Raw genomic sequence first — 18428 nt, 5'->3', positions numbered from 1 at the left:
GCTTATCTTTGCCGTATGAATGAACTGAATTGGGGGATCATTGGTTGCGGAAACGTAACGGAAGTAAAAAGTGGTCCCGCTTTTAATAAAGTACCGCACAGTCATTTGCATGCCGTCATGCGCCGCGACGCTGCGCTTGCGGCTGATTATGCAAAACGCCATGGCGTACCGCAATGGTATGCAGATGCCGCGCAATTGATCAATGATCCTGTTGTTAACGCCATCTATATTGCTACACCTCCCGCCTCACACGAAGAGTACGCTCTGGCCGCCATTGCCGCAGGTAAACCCGTGTACCTGGAAAAACCGATGGCCCTTACGGCCGCAGCCGCCCGTCGCATAGCCACCGCTGCAAAAGCGAACAACGTAAAATTATCCGTGGCACATTACCGCCGCGGGCAACCGCTTTATCAATATGTAAGGAAATGTGTGAGAGAAAATAGACTCGGCAACATCAGAGCTGTCACCCTCCGTCTTCACAAACCATTTCCCGAAAATGCCGGATGGCACGTCGACCCGAAGGTTTCGGGTGGCGGCTTGTTTCATGACCTCGCACCGCATCAACTCGATATCCTCTATTCTCTTTTCGGACGCCCCCGCATACTGTCTTCCTCTGCACTCAACCAGCAACAGGTATATCCGGTACCGGATCTGGTGGCGGGTCACCTGCTTTTCAACGCCCAAATTCTCGCCGATGGCCTTTGGACATTCGGGGCACCGGCCGAAGCAGACACCGACACTTGTGAAATAGTGGGAACTGCGGGAAGTATTTCCTTCAATTTCTTTGGCCATCCTGCCTGTTTATTACGCATCGGTGATCACGAGGAAAAGATTGTCTTTGAGTCGCTGGCGCATGTGCAACAACCGATGATCGCTGCCGTATCTGCCTTTTTCAGAGGCGAAGGCGACAATCCCTGCACCGGCGAAGAAGGCGCCGAAGTGATGGAGATCATCGAAGAACTCACCCAAACGGACTGATCCCATCACTCTGGCATACTTTTTCTCCTGTTTCCGGTAAAAGCATACATTATGAGAGCTATCTGGACAGGTTCCATCGGCTTCGGGCTGGTGAATATCCCGGTTAAACTATACAGTGCTGTGGAAGAAAGTACACTGGACCTGGATATGCTGGACAAAAAAGACCATGCAAACATCAAGTTCAAACGTGTAAACGAACGCACCGGCAAGGAAGTGGCCTGGGAGAATATCGTGCGTGGTTATCTGATCAATGAAAAATACGTGGTGCTGGACAAACAGGACTTTGAAAGAGCGAGTCCTGAAAAAACCAAGCATATCGAAATCCTCAATTTCGTAAACGAAAAAGAGATCGACAGCACCTATTTCGAACAGCCATATTTTCTCGAGCCGGAGAAGACCGGTACACGCGCCTATGCTTTGTTGCGCGAAGCACTGGCCAAAACCGGTAAAGCCGGCGTGGGTATGTTTGTGATGCACAACCGTGAACATATCTGTATTATCAAGGTGAGGGGGAATGCACTTATGCTCAACCGCATCCGTTTTGAACAGGAAATGCGTGCAGACAAAGAGCTGAGTATACCGAAAACAAAAGCCAAACCCGCCGAAGTAAAAATGGCCGTCGAGCTTATCGACAAACTCACCAAAAAATTCGACATCGGTAAATACAAAGATGACTATACGGACAAATTATTGAAGATCATCAAGTCGAAAGCCAAAGGAGCGAAAGCGAAACCTTACAAACCAATGAAGGTGGTGCATTCGAAAGCAAGCGATCTTATGGATCAATTGAAAGCCAGTCTTTCATCCGGTAAAAGAAAAGCGTCATGAGTATCAGTACCTACAACAAGAAACGCGATTTCAAACAGACTAAAGAACCCGCCGGCAAAAAGAAAAAAAGCAGCACAGGCAAATTGCGTTTTGTGGTGCAGCGCCATGAGGCCACGCGGTTGCATTACGATTTCCGGTTGGAAATGGACGGTGTGTTGAAAAGCTGGGCTGTGCCCAAAGGTCCGTCGCTCAACCCTTCACAAAAAAGACTGGCCGTGATGGTCGAAGATCATCCGGTCGACTATATCACGTTTAAAGGAACCATTCCCGAGGGAAATTATGGCGCGGGCAAAGTAGGTATCTGGGATAAAGGCACCTACGAACCGGTAAACGCACGGCACGAAGTGATTACGGAGCGGGCAGCCTTGCAGGCCTTAAAAAAAGGAGAACTCAAAGTGCGGCTGACCGGCAACAAACTCAAAGGAGAATTTGTATTGGTGCGGCTCAAGGCAGACGATAAGAACTGGCTCCTCATCAAACATCGCGACGATCACGCCGTCAATGCCATCTATGAAGCGGAAGAAGAAAAAGGAACGAAAGGTCAGTCTCACAAAACCGTTGCGTCCACACGGCATGGCCGCGCGAAAAAAATGACGAAATACATAAAGCCGATGCTCGCCACACTCGAGAAAACACCGTTCGATGACAAAGACTGGATCTTTGAAGTGAAATGGGATGGCTACCGTGCCGTGGCGGAGACAGGTACCGACGAACCAAAATTCTATTCGCGCAATGGCGTAGACTTTAAAGATCGGTTCCCTGTGGTCTACCAGGGCTTGCAAAAGATCAAACACAAAGCGGTGCTGGATGGCGAAGTGGTATTATTGAATGAAAAAAATCTCCCCGATTTTCAAAAGCTGCAGCATTATGAGAACCACCTCAATTATCCGTTGATTTATTATGTATTTGATTTATTGTCGCTCGACGGAAAAGACCTGAAAGATCTGCCGCTGACCGACCGTAAAGCCTTGCTTAAAAAATTATTAGCGCGTCAGAAAACTGTTCGCTATTGCGATCATATCAAAGGTGAAGGCATCGCTTTTTTAGCAACAGCCAGGGAGCAGGGACTCGAGGGTATTATTGCCAAAAAAGCGGACAGCACTTATACCACCGGCACGAGAAGCAAGGAATGGTTGAAATTGAAAAATGTGCAAAGCACCGAAGTGGTCATTGCAGGCTATACCGCACCCAGAGGAGGAAGGCATCATTTCGGTTCTCTGATCCTTGCCAATAAAAAAGGCAGGGGATGGCAATACCGGGGACATGTAGGAACAGGTTTTTCAGACGAGTTGCTGGGTGAACTGAAAAAGAAAATGAAGCCACTGGAAACGGACGATTCACCTTTCAAAGAAAAAATTCCAGCGAATGGCGCCGTCACCTGGCTTCAACCAAAACTGGTTGCCGACGTGGCTTACGGGGAAATTACGCGAGACGGGATATTCCGCCATCCTGTGTTCCTTCGCCTGCGTGATGACAAAAAAGTTTCAGCCATCAATGAAGAAACCGTGGAAGAGCAACTCGATACGCCGCGCGAAGAATCGCGCGGTACGGGCAAAAACAAGGTAATCATTACCAATGCCCATAAAATATTCTGGCCCGATGAAGGCTATACAAAAGGAGATGTGATAGACTATTATGAAAAAATGGCGCCCTTCATCCTGCCGCATCTGAAGAACCGGCCTTTGTCGCTCAAGCGCAATCCCAACGGGATCCGCGATGAAGGATTTTTTCATAAAGATGCCGGAGAAAATGCGCCGGCTTACGTAACTGTTTTCCCGGTGGAAAGCGAAAGCAGTCAGAAGACGATCGACTACATCGTATGCAATAATGTCTCCACCTTGTTGTACCTGGCCAATCTCGGTTGCATAGAAATCAATCCCTGGAACAGCACCATGAATGCGCCGGATAATCCGACCTGGATGGTAATTGATATTGACCCTTCGGATAAAAATGATTTTACGGAAGTAGTGGATGTGGCGCTTGTCACGCAAAGTGTATTGGAAAAAGCAGGGGTGCAGTCGATATGCAAAACATCCGGCGCTTCAGGCTTGCATGTATATGTTCCGTTGAAAAATAAATATGCTTACGAAACGGTGAAGGACTTTGCACATATCATTGCTTCACTGGTAAGCGAGCAGATGCCGGACAATACCACGCTCGAACGCTCCCTGAAAAAACGCGGGCCACGTATTTATATCGACTACCTGCAAAACCGCAGCGGTCAGACCCTGGCATCGGTGTACAGTCTCCGTCCGAAACCCGGCGCTACAGTATCGGCGGCGCTGGAATGGAAAGAAGTGACCCACAAACTCTCGCCATCCCAATTTACGATCCTCAATATGCCTGCCCGGTTGAAGAAAAAAGGCGATCTGTTTAAAAAAATACTAACGGGAAGTACCGATATCGAAAAAGCACTGAAGAAGCTGGGCGCGTGATCGGTTGGTGTATGCATGAACCGCGGTTTTGAATACCTCCCGGTGTCACCAAAAAAGCTTCCTGACAAAGTCCCAGTTGCCATGGTTCGTGTATACACGAACCAGGTTTTGAGTACATCCTGGTATCCCGAAAGGTTTTCTATCTTTACCATTAAACGTTTCCATCTACTGGCCGTCTATTGATTATGCGAAAAAACTACGCCCCGCTGACCGTACTGCTGACTTTCACTGTCCTGCTGTCCTTTACAGCCTGTCAACCCAGGGATCCCGGATCCGAGCCTGTTGATCCCACTACGCTGGACTATTCCCCCGTAGACAGGATTCTTACTGACTCCATGACTACTATCTTCGACGGACGTTGTTACGCCGTGATCCATGTAGATGGCCGGGAAGTGTACGCGAAAGGTTGGGGTGGCTACAATGGCAATACACGTGCGCTGATCGCTTCCTGCTCCAAATGGTTGTCCGGTGCGGTGTTGATGTCACTCGTAGATCAGGGGGCATTAAAATTGGAGGATACGGTTGGCAAGTACCTGCCGGTCTTTACCACCTACGGCAAAGGCAAAATAACCCTGGCCCAATTATTTTCCCATACATCTGGTTTCCCCGGTAATTCCAGCCAGGGTTATGAATCGGACCAGACCCTGACCCTGGCAAAAGCGGTGGACTCGATTGCCAAAAATGTTCCGCTGATCAATGCACCCGGTACAAAGTTTAACTACGGTGGCGTGAGCATGCAGGTGGCGGGCCGCATCTGCGAAGTGGTCAGCGGTAAAAGCTGGAATACATTGATCCAGGAAAAAATATATACGCCCTGCGGCATGACCAATACTGATTTTGGTCTTACTACTAATCCCATCATTGCCGGTGGTGCCCGCAGTACGCCGAATGATTACATACTTTTCCTCGATATGCTGATGCGCAAAGGTCTCACGAATACGGGCACCCGCGTGCTCAGTGAGGCGTCGGTATTGGCTATGGAAAAAAGTTATACCACCGGTGTTACCATCGAGAACACACCTTATCCGGTTAGCTATTTTACCACGGGCGGCATCTACGGCATCGGCAACTGGCGCGATGTGACCACTTCCGCTGATGTATTGATTGAAAACAGCAGTCCTGGTGCTTTCGGCAGCCATCCATGGGTCAATCGTGGTAAAAAGATTACCGGTTTTATCTTCACCCTGCTGCCTGCAGGCAGTGGTTTTGTGACGGCACCCACTTGCCTCAAGGTGCGGCAGACGTTGAGAAATATCGTTCCTTAGAAGGCGTAAGGTTTAAAGCATAAGGTTAAACAGCCATGGTTCGTGTATACACGAACCATGGCTGTTTAATTTCCACATCTACACATTTTCACATTTCCACATTGTTTGTAGTATTCCGTGCGCCTGCACGGAATACTACAAACTAAGTATAGGACTCCGTTTTGACGTAGGATAATATTGCATCATAAATCCTTCCCTCCGGAACGCCCCCTTGAAATACACCCGGCCACAGGCTGTTTTATTCCTAACGTCAAAAAAAGTAACATGAGCAATTCAACCATTACTACAATCCTGCTCCGTCACATCGACGGAGCCAAGTCTGGTCAGGTAGACAAATTCAGCGCCTCTCCGGATCTGGAAATCCGTATCGGTCGCGGACAAACCAACCAGATCGCTTTTGATCTGTCGGCCGATAGTATCAGCCGCGAACACTGCCGCATCCGTGTCAATCCCTTACTTCCCGATACCTATGAGATCACCGATCTGCAAAGCAAGAACGGTACATTTGTCAACGGCAAAGCCATCACCGAAAAAACGGTGCTTTATGCCAACGACGTAATCCGTCTCGGCAAAGACGGTCCCTCCATGGAGTTTGACCTCGATCCGCGCCCCGCTTCGCATATCAAACAAACACGGGTAGTGGATACACCTGCTGCACAAACAAAAGTACACGAAACCAGCGCCAAAGCCGTGCCCATCAAAGAAGGTATCGGCAAACAAACGATGCAGCACATCGTTAAACAATCGGAGAAAAAAAGCCGCAAGCGTTTGCTGATCACTGTTGTGGCATTGCTCATCCTCGTAAGCACCGGCGGCTGGATCATTTATTCCAATAAACCAAAAAAAGAATACCACGAAACAGTAATCGTCAAAGGTGACAGTACCAAGCGTGGACTCACACCGGCCGATATCGTAAAGGCCAACGAAAAGAAAGTAGTCTTCATCGAAGTGGGATGGAAATTACAATTGACCAGCACCGGCGAACAACTCTATCATGTCAAGCTGCCGATGAAAGAACGCGGCGTTACCCAATATTATGCGGCTTATATCCGTAATGCTGCAGGTGCCGTAGAGCCGTATCTCTGTACCAAAGGCAACGAACCAGCAGGCGCTATGATCCAACCTATCGGCGGTTATGGAACCGGCAGTGGCTTCGTGGTAGATGACCGCGGTTATATCGCCACCAACCGCCACGTGGCCTCACCCTGGCTCACTTCTTATCATTTCTCCGACGCTGATTTTCCCGGTGTGTTGCTGGCTTATAATCAGAAAGGACAGCTCGGTCCCGTGGATGGTGTAATGGTAGGGCCTAATGACGTGCGCGAATGGGTGCCTGTTGAAGCGGGCAATTACAATCGCCAGAATATCGAATCAGGCGTGACCGTTATCGCCGGTGATCTTTCTTACCTCGACGTAACGTTTGCCAACAATTCATTGCGCACACCCGGAAAAGTAACACGTATTTCCAATGTTCACGACGTGGCTTTGGTGAAGATCGATATGGTGGAAGAATTAACACCTGTTCAGTTGCTGAACAATTACGACGAAATTGAATCGGGTAGTGAAGTAACGGTGATGGGGTATCCCGGCATGTCGCCCGATCAGTTTGTGGCTACGCGTTCGCAGGATGCGTTCAATAAAAATCCCAACATCGTGAAAGTGCCTGTTCCCACCGTCAGCACCGGCATCATCGGGCGACTGGTGAAAGGGCGCGCCGCTACCGACAAAGTAGATGGTTATATGAGTGTGATGGGCGATTACTATCAGCTTACGATCAACTCTACCGGTCCCGGAAACAGCGGCGGTCCGATGTACGACAATAAAGGAAATGTGATCGGCATTTACTCTGCCGGAAGTGATAAGATGTCGTATTCCATTCCTATTAAATATGCCATGGAACTGATGGGTCGCGATGAAGTGATCCGCTAAAAACGAATTGCCCGTTTTCAACTAGCTTTTTTTGACGGGCGCTGCCCCGCAGGTCCCGGTTTCCGGGGCCGCGGACAGGCAGTCGTATCATGAATATCCCCCTTCTTACAACTACCATTATGCGTTTTCCCTGGCAAAAAAAACAAGCAGATCCGGTCATTCCGCATACGGAACAAACAGCGGCCTGCCGCGTATATACGCTTTCCGAAACAGGACCGGTGAGAACCGGCAACGAAGACAACCTGGTGTTTTTTTATCCCGACAAACATACACGGGCCGTATTTGCCATGGTGGCCGACGGCATGGGCGGACACCAGGCCGGAGAAGTGGCCAGCGCCATCGCCTGCGATACCGCAAAAGAATTTGTAGGCCTTCATTACAAGCAGATGAAACCGCCGGCGCTGTTAAGCAAATTGGTACAGGAGATTCACCAGCGTATCCACGATGCCGCCACCAAAGATCCTGCCCTGAACGGCATGGGTACTACGGCCGTGATGGCGCTGATTGCCGATCAGCAATTGCATTTTGCACACGTTGGCGACAGCCGCCTTTATTATTATAATAAAATAAAAACGGTTCAGCTCACCACCGATCACACACTGGTGAATCAACTGGTAGACGAAGGAACGATCACCGCCGCCGCAGCGATCAATCATCCGCAAAAAAATGTATTGCTGCAGGCACTCGGAACGGTAGCGGCCGTGAAACCGGAAGTGAGCCGGGAGCCGGTGTCGCTGGGTTTGGGCGAACGTTGTTTCCTCTGCTCGGATGGTGTGTACGATGCCGTTACGCCACAAGAGATCGGACACTTGCTTCAAATGACGGATCCTGCCTTTGCACTGGATGCGTTGCGCGCATTGTGTATGCAACGGCGTGCACAGGACAATTTTACTGCAATCATTATTGATATCGCTACATACCGGCCTGAGGCGGTAACACGCGAACAAACGGTAATGTATGAGCCAACAATTGAGTGATCAATATACGATCCTGCACAAGATCGGAGAGGGTGGAATGGGCACGGTGTACCTTGCTGAAGACCGGCTGCTTTTACGAAGAGTAGCCATCAAGTCATTGCTGCGTACGGTATCCTCTGAAGCAGAATCTCCCGAGAGCCGTTTCCAACAGGAAGCGCTTGCGCTGGCGAGACTTAATCATCCCAACATCACCCATCTCTATGCTTTCATTCCCCGTCAGGATACTTACTGGATGGTGATGGAATATGTAGAAGGAAAGACATTGGAAGAATGGGTGAAATATAAAGGCCGCCTTTCACCGGTGTTGGCCGTGAGTATTTTAATACAATTATTGCAAGGCCTCGGCCACGCGCACCGCCGTGGTATTATTCACCGCGATCTGAAACCGGCCAACGTTATGATCTCCGGTGATGGCGAAGTAAAGATCATGGACTTCGGCATCGCGCGTATCCGCGATTCGCAACGGTTGACGCAATATGGAAAATCCGTGGGCACACTGGAATACATGGCACCTGAACAAATCCAGGGAAAGGAAGGCGATGAACTTACCGATATTTATGCCGCAGGAAATATTTTATATGAATTGCTCACCGGCCATACGCCGTTCCGCGCCGATACGGATTATGACCTGATGAAACGCAAGCTCGAGGAAAAAGCGACATGGCCTGCTGATCCCGAACATGTGCCTGCCGCGCTCCGCAGAGTGGTGCTGACTGCATTGGAGCGGCAACCACAAAAACGTTATGCCGATGTGGCGGCACTCCAAACTGCTTTGAAGGAAGCATTGAATGCCGCATTGATACCCGATCATCATTTGTTGCAGGCCATCAGCAATGATCAGCTTACTCCACCAGATGCAGGAGCCACGCGCGCCTTTTCCCCGGCCAAACCTGTATTTAAACTACCAGCTTTAAAACTATCATTGCCCAAAATGGGAACCATACCTGCCTTAAGCTGGCCGGCATTTTTACAGGACAAATCGCTTCGCCTGCTTACGATCGTGGTACTGGTATGCCTGGTATTGGTAACCGGCAATTGCGTGTACCAGAACTTTCAATCGCAATCGTTAACAAACGGAGAAGCAGAAACGCCGGTACAAAAAGATTCAACGCGATCCTTGACGTTTAACCAGGATGACCCACCTGCGCAGGATGATAACGGCGGAAAAAAACAAGACATACCGGTTTTTGTTCCCGTGGTAAATGACAATGCTGGTGGAGGCTCCGGTAACACGGGTAAAACGCCGGAGAAGCCTGTCAGAGACAAAAATAAAAAGCAACCGCCATCCGAGGAGGCCAAAGGCAATGATCCGCCGGCGCCCGCGCCCACTCCGGAACCGGAACGCCCTGCAAAAAATGCCCCGGTGAAAATTCCTGCAGGCCGCTCCTTACGCGTAGTGCTCGCGGAAGAGCTTACGTCCGAACTCAGGGAGCGCGACGGCAAACCCGTTAAATTATACACGGCAGAAGAAGTGGTGGTCGATCATCGCGTAATCATCCGGAAGGGTGCGATGGTAACCGGTAAAATTGTAGACGTGGTGCCATCCGGCAAACGCAAAAAAGCCCTGATCGGTTTTGTGATCCTGCGGGTGCAGGCCGTTGATGGCAGCGATGTCAAATTGCATTCAGACCGTTTTCGTCAGCAATCGCTCGGATTGGATGAACCGGCGATCTATCGTTCCGGTGCGCAATTTACCGTGGAGTTGGGCAGAGGAGTGGTACGTTAACGCAGGGTGATGATCTGGTGCGCAATGGCGAGGTCGTCGAGGTGTTTTTTCAATCTTTCTTCGTTGGTATCCGTAATAAAAACCTGTCCTGCATTATCGCGGCAAACGCGCTGCAGCAGGTTGCTGATCCTCGACTCATCAAGTTTTTCAAATACATCATCGAGCAGCAGGAGCGGAGGGAAACCTTTTTCCTCTTTAAGCACATCCATTTCCGTCAGCTTGAGGGCAAACAGCAGGCTTTTACGCTGACCCTGCGAAGCGATCTGTTTAAAAGGCTGTGCGCCGAGGCTGATCTCCAGTTCGTCGCGGTGGGGTCCGGCCGTGGTGCGAGCGGCATAAAGATCTTTCTGACGGGAAGCCTGCAGGCATTCGGCCAGGTTATTTTCCAGTAACTGGCTTTCATAAACGAGCCGGAGATCTTCCGGTTGCTGTGCGATTTCGTGGTAGGTATGCCTTACCGCGGGCAGGAACGAAATCAGGAAATCCTTTCTTTTTTCAAAAATATATTGCCCCGGCTTCAGTAGTTGTTCGTCGAGCACATCGAGCAGGGCAAAATTGCGCTGGCCGGTTTCGGCGAAAGATTTGAGCAGCGAGTTGCGTTGCTGCAGGATCTTGGTATAGCTGATGAGGTGCTGCAGGTAGGTGGCGTCGGCCTGCGACAACAACGAATCGATGAATTTGCGGCGTTCCTCGCTGCCACCGGTTACGAGCACCGCATCGTCCGGCGCAATGATCACGCAGGGATAACGGCCGATATGATGGGAAAACTTGTCATAAGGCTGGTCGTTGACCGAAAATTCCTTTTTGCCGGTTTCGCGGAGCACACAGACGGCTTTTTCCTGTTTTTCGTTTAAACTCACCCTTCCTTCGATGCGGAAGCCTTTCTGGCCTTCCTGTACTGCATGGCCGTCGGTGCGGGAAAAATAGCTTTTGGTAAAACAGAGATAATGCAGGGCATCCAGCAGGTTGGTCTTTCCCTGGCCATTGTTGCCGCAAATACCGGTAACCGCCTCGTTAAACTCGAAAGCGCGGTTGGTATAGTTCTTAAATTGAAGGAGTGATATAGCCCGGAAAAACAGCATGGGACTGCAAGATAAGCGACCGGCCGCAAAACTGTCCAACTGCTGCACGGACAGCCGCTTAGGCTGCCGGGAAAGGGCAGGACCGATTTGGGTGGATAATTCCATTCTTTCCCTTATTTTTGCCTCCCGTTTAAAACGGTTAAACCCACAAAATTCAACGCCGGTGGCCACAAAATTTTCTAAAGAGACCTACCTGTACTGGTACGAGTTAATGCAGTTGATCCGTCAGTTTGAACTGATGGCCGAAGAAAAATATAAAATGGAAGGCAAAATCCGTGGCTTTTTCCACGCCTATGTGGGCCAGGAAGCCATCGCTGCGGGTTGTATGACCGCTACCCGTGCAGAAGACCTGTTCATCACCGCTTACCGTGACCACGGGCTGGCGCTGGCAAAAGGCATTTCTGCCGACAGCTGTATGGCTGAACTGTACGGCAAGGCCACAGGTTGTGCCAAAGGAAAGGGCGGTAGTATGCACTTCTTTGGTAAAAAAGAGAACTTTTACGGTGGTCATGGTATCGTGGGCGCGCAGATCGGTACGGGTACCGGCCTGGCATTTGCCGAAAAATACCGCGGCACTGACAATGTGGTGCTGTGTTATTTTGGCGATGGCGCTGCCCGCCAGGGTATCCTGCACGAATCATTTAACCTGGCGATGCTGTGGAAGCTGCCGGTGATCTACATCTGCGAAAACAACAACTATGCGATGGGTACCTCGGTAGAGCGTACATCCAACGTAACCGATATCTACAAACTGGCGGACGCATACGAAATGCCGGCCGATATGTTTGACGGTATGAGCGCTGAAACCGTACACGAAGGCATCAGCCGTGCGGTGAAAAGAGCACGCGAAGGCGGCGGACCAACCCTGATAGAAATCAAAACCTATCGTTACAAAGGTCACTCCATCAGCGATCCTCAGAAATACCGTACCAAAGAAGAAGTAGAAGAGTACCGTTCCAAAGACCCCATCGCACAGGTGATGCACACGATCCTGGAAAATAAATTCGCTACAGAGGAAGACCTGAAAGTGATCGATGAACGCATCGACGCAGTGGTGAACAACTCAGTGAAATTTGCTGAAGAAAGCCCATGGCCGGACGACAGCGAAGTATTGAAAGATATTTACGTAGACCAAAACTATCCCTTCATCGTAGACTAACTAACCAGGATGGAGGGCCGCGGAAGCGGATACGCATTCAGTCATCATTAACTAACCAAAACAAAAATGTCAGACAAGAAAAACGTGCAGGGTGTGGACAGTGGCGAGGTCGCAATTGCCAAGGCCAAAGATTTTTGGCAGAGAAACAGTAAGGTAATTTCCATCGTATTCGTAGCCGTGGTGCTGCTGGGTGGCGGATGGTTTGCTTACCAGCAATTTGTTAAGAAACCAAAAGAGCAGGAAGCTGCCCAGAAAATGTTCAAAGCCGAAGAGTACTGGCGCATGGATTCGCTGAACCTGGCCCTGAACGGCGACGGTGCCAACATGGGTCTGTTGAAAGTGATCTCCCGCTACGACGGTACCAAAGCCGCTAACCTGGCCAAATTCATGGCCGGCAGCGCATACGTTAAGCTGAAGGACAACGATAAAGCGATCAAATACCTGAAAGACTTCGACAGCGATTCAAAACAGGTACAGGCACGCGCATACAAACTGCTCGGTGATGCTTATGGTGATAAAGGCAGTGCTGCAGAAGCATTTGACTATTACAAAAAAGCCGCCCGCGAATTCGACGGCGACGCATTCAGCGCATCCGATGCATTGTTCAGCGCCGCTTACCTGGCTCAGCGCGTACTCAACAAGCCGGAGCAGGCCATCGAACTGTACAAAGAACTGAAGACAAAATACCCGCGTACGCCCGCCGGTTATACGGTTGACACTTACCTGGCTCAACTGGGTGTGTACGACGCCGAATAATCCGTTCAGGCTTCGCTAAAACAATAAGACGAGACCATGGCAGATGTAGCTAACAGTAAATTATTACATCTCGATACAGGCATTCTGAAAAAGGATGCCTGTGTCGTTTTGGTTAAAACCGAATGGAACGCAGCCATCGTAGACGAACTGGAAAAAGGAGCGATACGTGTGCTGCAGGCCAATGGCGTGGCGCAAATCATCCGCGTGAGTGTTCCGGGAGCCGTTGAAATTCCTTTCGCAGTAAAGAAGATATGGGACAGTGCCGACATCGGCAAAAAGCCCGATGCTTTCATTACCCTCGGCACCGTTATCCGTGGCGATACGCCGCACTTCGAATACGTGTGCAGGGCAGTAACGGATGGTGTTCTCCAATTAAACCTTACCTTGCCGGTACCCGTGATCTTTGGCGTGCTGACGGTTGGAAATGAGCAACAGGCACATGAAAGAACCGGTGGTATCCACGGCCACAAAGGTGAAGAAGCAGCTATCACCGCAATCAAGATGATTGGGTTGACGGGACAACTGCCTTTCTGAGTGGATCAACAGCATTGATAAATTCCGCAAGACGGTTTTATGAACGTACAACTTTTTATTCCCTGTTTCGTGGACCAGCTTTTCCCCGAAACAGCTTTTAATATGGTGAAAGTGCTGGAGAAAGCCGGCTGCACCGTAAGTTATAATGCCAACCAGACCTGTTGCGGCCAGCCGGCTTTCAATGCCGGTTTCTGGGACGAATCGCGCAGTGTTTGTACCAAGTTTTTAAAAGACTTCAGCGGCACCGATTACATCGTGGCGCCGAGTGCAAGTTGCGTAGGCTTTGTGCGCAACTACTACACCAAGCTGTTTGATAACTCTTCTTTACACAACCAGGTGAAGGACCTCGGTAACCGTCTTTTCGAATTCTCCGAATTCATGATCAAGGTGCTGAAGGTGGAAGACGTAGGCGCATCGTTGCCAGGCAAGGCCACGTATCACGATAGCTGTGCAGGACTGCGCGAATGCCGCATCAAAACCGAACCACGTCAGTTACTGTCGAAAGTGAAAGGACTGGAAATAACAGAAATGAATGATGTGGAAACCTGTTGTGGTTTCGGTGGCACATTTGCCGTGAAATTTGAAGCGATCTCGGTAGGAATGGGAGAGCAGAAGGTGGAGAACGCACTGGCCACAGATGCGCGTTATCTCATCTCTACAGACATGTCGTGCCTCATGCACCTCGATGGTTATATTAAAAACAAAGGCTACGATCTGAAAGCCATGCACCTGGCGGATGTACTGGCGAGTGGCTGGTAACTCGCCGCCGGAGGCGGCGAAATGTGGAAATGTGAAGATGTGTCACGCCTTCGGCGTGTTGATGTGAAAATGAGTCACCCGGCTGTTTCATTTTCACATTTACATATTTTCACATTTCCACATTGTAAAAAAGGGCCGGCGTCCTTGCGGAGCACCGGCCTGGTTTGCCCTAAATGGAAACTCGTTTATTGGACAGGTGTTTTCGGGTTACGGGTTTTCAGGGGTATGAATTAAAAACGTCCTCTATAACTAAATACGTAACCGGATAACAGCCGGTTTTCCATTCGGTAAAAAAATTATGGCATCAGCACATGGTCGATCACGTGGATCACTCCATTGCTTTGATACACATTAGGTATGGTGATCTCAGCTACGCCACCTTTTTCATCTTTTACCCACCATTTTCCGTCTTTTTTCATTACCCACAGCTTTCCGCCGGCAACCGTTTTCAGTTCGGCTGTTCCGTTATTTTTTGCTGCCCATTTTTCCAGTGTTTTTGAATCGAGTTTGCCAGCTACCACGTGATAGGTAAGGATGCCTGTCAGTTTCGCCTTGTTTTCAGGTTTAACCAGCGACTCAACAGTACCGGCAGGCAGACGGTCGAAAGCTGCATTGGTAGGAGCAAATACAGTGAAAGGACCTGGACCCTGGAGGGTTTCTACCAGCCCTGCAGCTTTTACGGCTGCTACGAGCGTAGTGTGGTCTTTGGAATTAACCGCATTCTCAACGATGTTTTTTGAAGGGTACATGGGGGCACCACCTACTTCAACTGTTTTTTCTTTCTGGGCGTTAGCTGTATGCAGCATCAGCAGTGAAGCGGCTGCCAGCATAAGTGTTCTGAGCTTTTTCATAACTGTTATTTTTTTGGAATGGTTTTTTGAAACCAGTTTACTGCATCAATTACGGCGAAACAGAATCGTTTGGTTTTTTATCCGGCGATTTTTTATTTTTATAAATTGATTCAATTTTTAAATCCGCAAAACACCTTTTATCGTATGGCATACTGGCTCATCAAATCGGAACCGTTCAAGTACAGTTGGGAGCAATTTGAAAAAGACGGAAAAACTTTTTGGGATGGTGTCCGCAATTATGCCGCGCGGAATAACCTGCGTGCGATGAAGAAGGGTGATCTAGCTTTTTTCTATCACAGCAATGAAGGCACGGAGATCGTTGGCATTGCCAAAGTGGTAAAAGAAGCCTACCAGGATCCTACCTCCACCGAAGACACATGGTCGGCTGTTGATTTTGCTCCGCATAAAAAATTAAAACATCCCGTTTCACTCGCTACGATAAAAGCCGATAAACGTCTCGCCGACATGGCGCTTGTGCGGCTGGGCAGATTGTCCGTTCAACCGGTAACAGAGGAAGAGTGGGAGATTGTGATGGAACTCGCCAAAGGGAAGTAAGTCAAAATTCAAAAGTCAAAAGTTTGAATGATGACGAGGCTCTCGAAGTTATCACGTTGCGTGGGCCTCGTCGGCTTTTCACGTGAAGACGCATAAGGTGCAAAGGCGCAAACTAACTACTACTTACAACTGGTTATACTCTTTGCCCGGGGCTTCGTGCAAACTCAGGTCGAAGCCCAGCCCTGAACTTGGGCGCAAATTTTCAAATCATCAAATTAACATATTCCGCCTCCGGCGGAAGGGTTACCTTTTTCAATGCCGGGTATATATAACTGTAACCGGTTACTTCGTTTCATCCGCTGAACAACCCGGAAAGAAAATGCAGTGCAGTGATAAAATTACTGACCACTCATTTATGAAATCTTTCTGTTCCTGCATCTATTAATCACTGATAAAGTAAGTATAGCCATGAACATTTATCACCAGCTGCGTGCAGCACGGGTGTTGATTCCCGTGCTGTGCCTGGTGGCTTACGGTTGCAACAATAAGCCATCATCAACTTCAAACACACAGTACAAAACCAGGGAAGATGCGCTTCTGCAAAGCCCCGTCGCAGGCGAGCCTGCAACAGATGAAGCAAAGGCATTGACGCTTGTCAAAGATGAGGAACTCTTTGATGGCGAAGGTTATGCCAGCATCGAAGAAAACAGTTTTCTGTCTCCGCGACAAGAGCCGTTATCGACCTTTGCAGCAGACGTAGACCGCGCTTCTTACAGTAACGTGCGCCGCTTTCTTGAATCCGGCAACATGCCGCCGGCAGGTGCCGTACGCATCGAAGAACTCGTCAATTATTTTGACTACAATTATCCCGAACCAACCGGCGAACATCCCGTTGCCATTCATACCGAACTGGCCGATTGTCCCTGGAATGCATCGCATCGTTTACTCAAAGTAGGCATACAGGGACGCAGAATCCCCACCACCGATCTGCCTCCTTCCAATCTTGTTTTCCTTGTTGATGTTTCCGGTTCGATGGATGAACCGAACAAACTCCCCCTTGTACAAGCCTCGCTCCATTTATTGACCGATCAGCTACGCGTTGCAGACAGAGTAGCGATCGTTACTTATGCCGGCAATGCCGGTGTGGTATTACCCGCAACGTCGGGCGACAACAAACAGCAGATACACAATGCCATTGACCGGCTCAATGCCGGTGGTTCCACGGCCGGCGGTGAAGGCATCGAACTCGCCTATAAAATTGCCCGGCAACAATTCATGAAAGAAGGCAATAACCGCGTGATCATTGCCACCGACGGCGATTTCAATGTAGGCGTTTCCAGCGAAGATGAACTGGTACGCCTCATTGAGCACGAACGTAAAAGCGGTGTGTATCTTTCCGTGCTTGGTTTTGGTACAGGCAATTACCAGGACAGTAAAATGCAGGAACTGGCCGATAAGGGAAATGGTAATCATGCTTACATCGATCAGCTTAGTGAGGCACGTAAATTATTGGTAAGCGAATTTGCCGGTACGCTGTTCACTATTGCAAAAGATGTGAAGATCCAGGTAGAATTTAATCCCGCCGGTGTACAGGGTTACCGGCTCATCGGTTATGAAAACCGCAAGATGGCCGCTTCAGATTTTCGCAATGATGAAAAAGATGCGGGTGAGATTGGGAGTGGCCATACCGTTACGGCACTGTATGAAATTATTCCGGTTGGTGTAAAAAATGATTTTCTCAAAAGCAGTGATTCACTCCGCTATCAACAAAGCAATAACGGCGTCCGTTATGCCGGCGAATTACTGACAGTAAAGGTCCGCTATAAAAATCCTTCCGAAGAAAAGGCTAAAGAACTGGGCCGCGTTGTGTACAACGATCCGCTCAACTGGCGACAAAGTTCCGATCATTTCCGTTTTGCCGCAGCCGTTGCCGAGTTTGGCCTGCTCTTGCGCGAATCGCCTTATCGCCAGCAGGCGAATTGGCAACAGGTGTTATCACTGGCCCGTGGAGCCAAAGGAGCCGATCCTGAAGGTTTTCGTGGCGGGTTTATCAGCCTTGTAGAAGCAGTGCCTGCTTTGTCAAAAAGGTAGAAGGCGTAAGGTTTAAGGTTTAAGGCTTAAGGCGTAGGGCGTAAGGCCCGACACTTCGGGCTAAGGTGAAACAGCCGCCCGAAGTAATAAGTTTTAAGTAGTAAGTATACACCAGGTTTCGGTCCCCGAGGACGAATCAAGGCGAATCCATTCACGATTGACGATTCACCATTGACGATTCACGATTGACGATTGACGATTCACCATTCACCATTCACCATTCAATGTCGTTTCCTTAAGGCTTTAGAGGTGTTTATAGTTTGAGTTTGGCGGTTTTTTTTTGAGGTGTTTCCGGGGGAAGCGTCTTGCTGGCCGGATAATTTCCTTTGTTTTCAGCAGTATACTGTCGATCGCTTTCAGACATGGAACAACCATTCCTTTGACCACCATTACATGCAAGTGATATTTGACGATGGCTAATGTATTAGTACGATTGACCTTGTATTTGTGCTTATTGCTGGTTTGGGCCTGTTCTTTTTTCAAGCGCTCTTCCACCGGAAAGGCCAGTACCGCCGCACTGGTCATCATGAACAAGCGGGCAAAAAAATCCTGGCGTACACTCA

At 49.3% G+C, this 18428-nt stretch carries 16 protein-coding genes; 13 read left to right on the top strand and 3 right to left on the bottom strand.

Annotated elements, in window-relative coordinates:
• Positions 1-15 precede the first annotated feature (15 nt).
• The 7 genes from H608_RS0110130 to H608_RS23580 all read left to right on the top strand — a co-directional run bounded on the left by H608_RS0110130 (position 16) and on the right by H608_RS23580 (position 10138).
• Positions 16-978 (top strand): Gfo/Idh/MocA family protein, encoded by a 963-nt coding sequence (locus H608_RS0110130; protein ID WP_028787583.1) that lies wholly within the window; start codon positions 16-18, stop codon positions 976-978.
• Positions 979-1029: 51 nt separating this feature from the next.
• Positions 1030-1806, top strand: coding sequence for a non-homologous end joining protein Ku (ku, locus tag H608_RS0110125; RefSeq protein WP_028787582.1), 777 nt, complete (start codon positions 1030-1032; stop codon positions 1804-1806).
• Positions 1803-4241 carry a DNA ligase D gene (gene ligD / locus H608_RS0110120; RefSeq protein WP_028787581.1) on the top strand — a complete coding sequence of 813 codons (2439 nt, stop codon included), beginning with the start codon at positions 1803-1805 and terminating at the stop codon, positions 4239-4241. The genes ku and ligD overlap by 4 nt, the downstream gene beginning before the upstream one ends.
• 185 nt (positions 4242-4426) lie before the next feature.
• Positions 4427-5506, top strand: a complete 1080-nt coding sequence (locus H608_RS21920) for a serine hydrolase domain-containing protein (protein ID WP_051268198.1) — start codon at positions 4427-4429, stop codon at positions 5504-5506.
• Positions 5507-5770: 264 nt separating this feature from the next.
• Entirely contained in the window at positions 5771-7435 is a 1665-nt protein-coding gene (locus tag H608_RS0110110; RefSeq protein ID WP_028787580.1) for an FHA domain-containing protein, read from the top strand.
• Positions 7436-7554: 119 nt separating this feature from the next.
• Entirely contained in the window at positions 7555-8412 is an 858-nt protein-coding gene (locus tag H608_RS21915) for a PP2C family protein-serine/threonine phosphatase (protein ID WP_051268197.1), read from the top strand.
• Entirely contained in the window at positions 8393-10138 is a 1746-nt protein-coding gene (locus H608_RS23580) for a serine/threonine protein kinase (RefSeq protein WP_071836945.1), read from the top strand. Before H608_RS21915 ends, H608_RS23580 begins: the two co-directional genes overlap by 20 nt.
• Here H608_RS23580 and recF read toward each other — a convergent pair.
• Complete coding sequence (recF, locus tag H608_RS0110095; protein ID WP_245565749.1) at positions 10135-11325, bottom strand: DNA replication/repair protein RecF; 1191 nt, start codon at positions 11323-11325, stop codon at positions 10135-10137. The two genes, H608_RS23580 and recF, sit on opposite strands and share 4 nt — an antisense overlap.
• 58 nt (positions 11326-11383) lie before the next feature.
• Here recF and pdhA point away from each other — a divergent pair, with 58 nt between their 5' ends.
• The 4 genes from pdhA to H608_RS0110075 all read left to right on the top strand — a co-directional run bounded on the left by pdhA (position 11384) and on the right by H608_RS0110075 (position 14428).
• Entirely contained in the window at positions 11384-12379 is a 996-nt protein-coding gene (gene pdhA, locus H608_RS0110090; RefSeq protein WP_028787578.1) for a pyruvate dehydrogenase (acetyl-transferring) E1 component subunit alpha, read from the top strand.
• A 66-nt stretch (positions 12380-12445) separates the two neighbouring features.
• A complete protein-coding gene (locus H608_RS0110085) occupies positions 12446-13135 on the top strand; it encodes a tetratricopeptide repeat protein (protein ID WP_028787577.1) in 690 nt (229 codons plus the stop codon).
• Positions 13136-13171: 36 nt separating this feature from the next.
• On the top strand, positions 13172-13669 hold the full coding sequence (gene ribH, locus H608_RS0110080) for a 6,7-dimethyl-8-ribityllumazine synthase (RefSeq protein ID WP_028787576.1): 498 nt from the start codon (positions 13172-13174) through the stop codon (positions 13667-13669).
• Positions 13670-13708: 39 nt separating this feature from the next.
• Entirely contained in the window at positions 13709-14428 is a 720-nt protein-coding gene (locus H608_RS0110075; protein WP_028787575.1) for a (Fe-S)-binding protein, read from the top strand.
• 296 nt (positions 14429-14724) lie between these two features.
• Here H608_RS0110075 and H608_RS0110070 read toward each other — a convergent pair whose 3' ends face one another.
• On the bottom strand, positions 14725-15279 hold the full coding sequence (locus H608_RS0110070; protein ID WP_028787574.1) for a fasciclin domain-containing protein: 555 nt from the start codon (positions 15277-15279) through the stop codon (positions 14725-14727).
• Between the two features lie 144 nt (positions 15280-15423).
• Between H608_RS0110070 and H608_RS0110065 the strand changes: the two genes are divergently transcribed.
• Positions 15424-15834, top strand: coding sequence for an EVE domain-containing protein (locus tag H608_RS0110065; protein WP_028787573.1), 411 nt, complete (start codon positions 15424-15426; stop codon positions 15832-15834).
• Between the two features lie 408 nt (positions 15835-16242).
• Complete coding sequence (locus H608_RS21905; RefSeq protein ID WP_051268194.1) at positions 16243-17865, top strand: vWA domain-containing protein; 1623 nt, start codon at positions 16243-16245, stop codon at positions 17863-17865.
• A 243-nt stretch (positions 17866-18108) separates the two neighbouring features.
• On the opposite strand, the gene H608_RS24505 is transcribed toward H608_RS21905, so the two are convergent.
• A partial coding sequence (locus H608_RS24505; RefSeq protein WP_038008097.1) for a hypothetical protein occupies positions 18109-18428 on the bottom strand: 320 nt, incomplete at its 5' end.

It is taken from the genome of Terrimonas ferruginea DSM 30193 (genome assembly GCF_000425585.1).
GTDB classification, from domain to species: domain Bacteria; phylum Bacteroidota; class Bacteroidia; order Chitinophagales; family Chitinophagaceae; genus Terrimonas; species Terrimonas ferruginea.
Note: the sequence above shows the minus strand (reverse complement) of the source record. Positions and strands in the feature narration are given on the sequence as shown.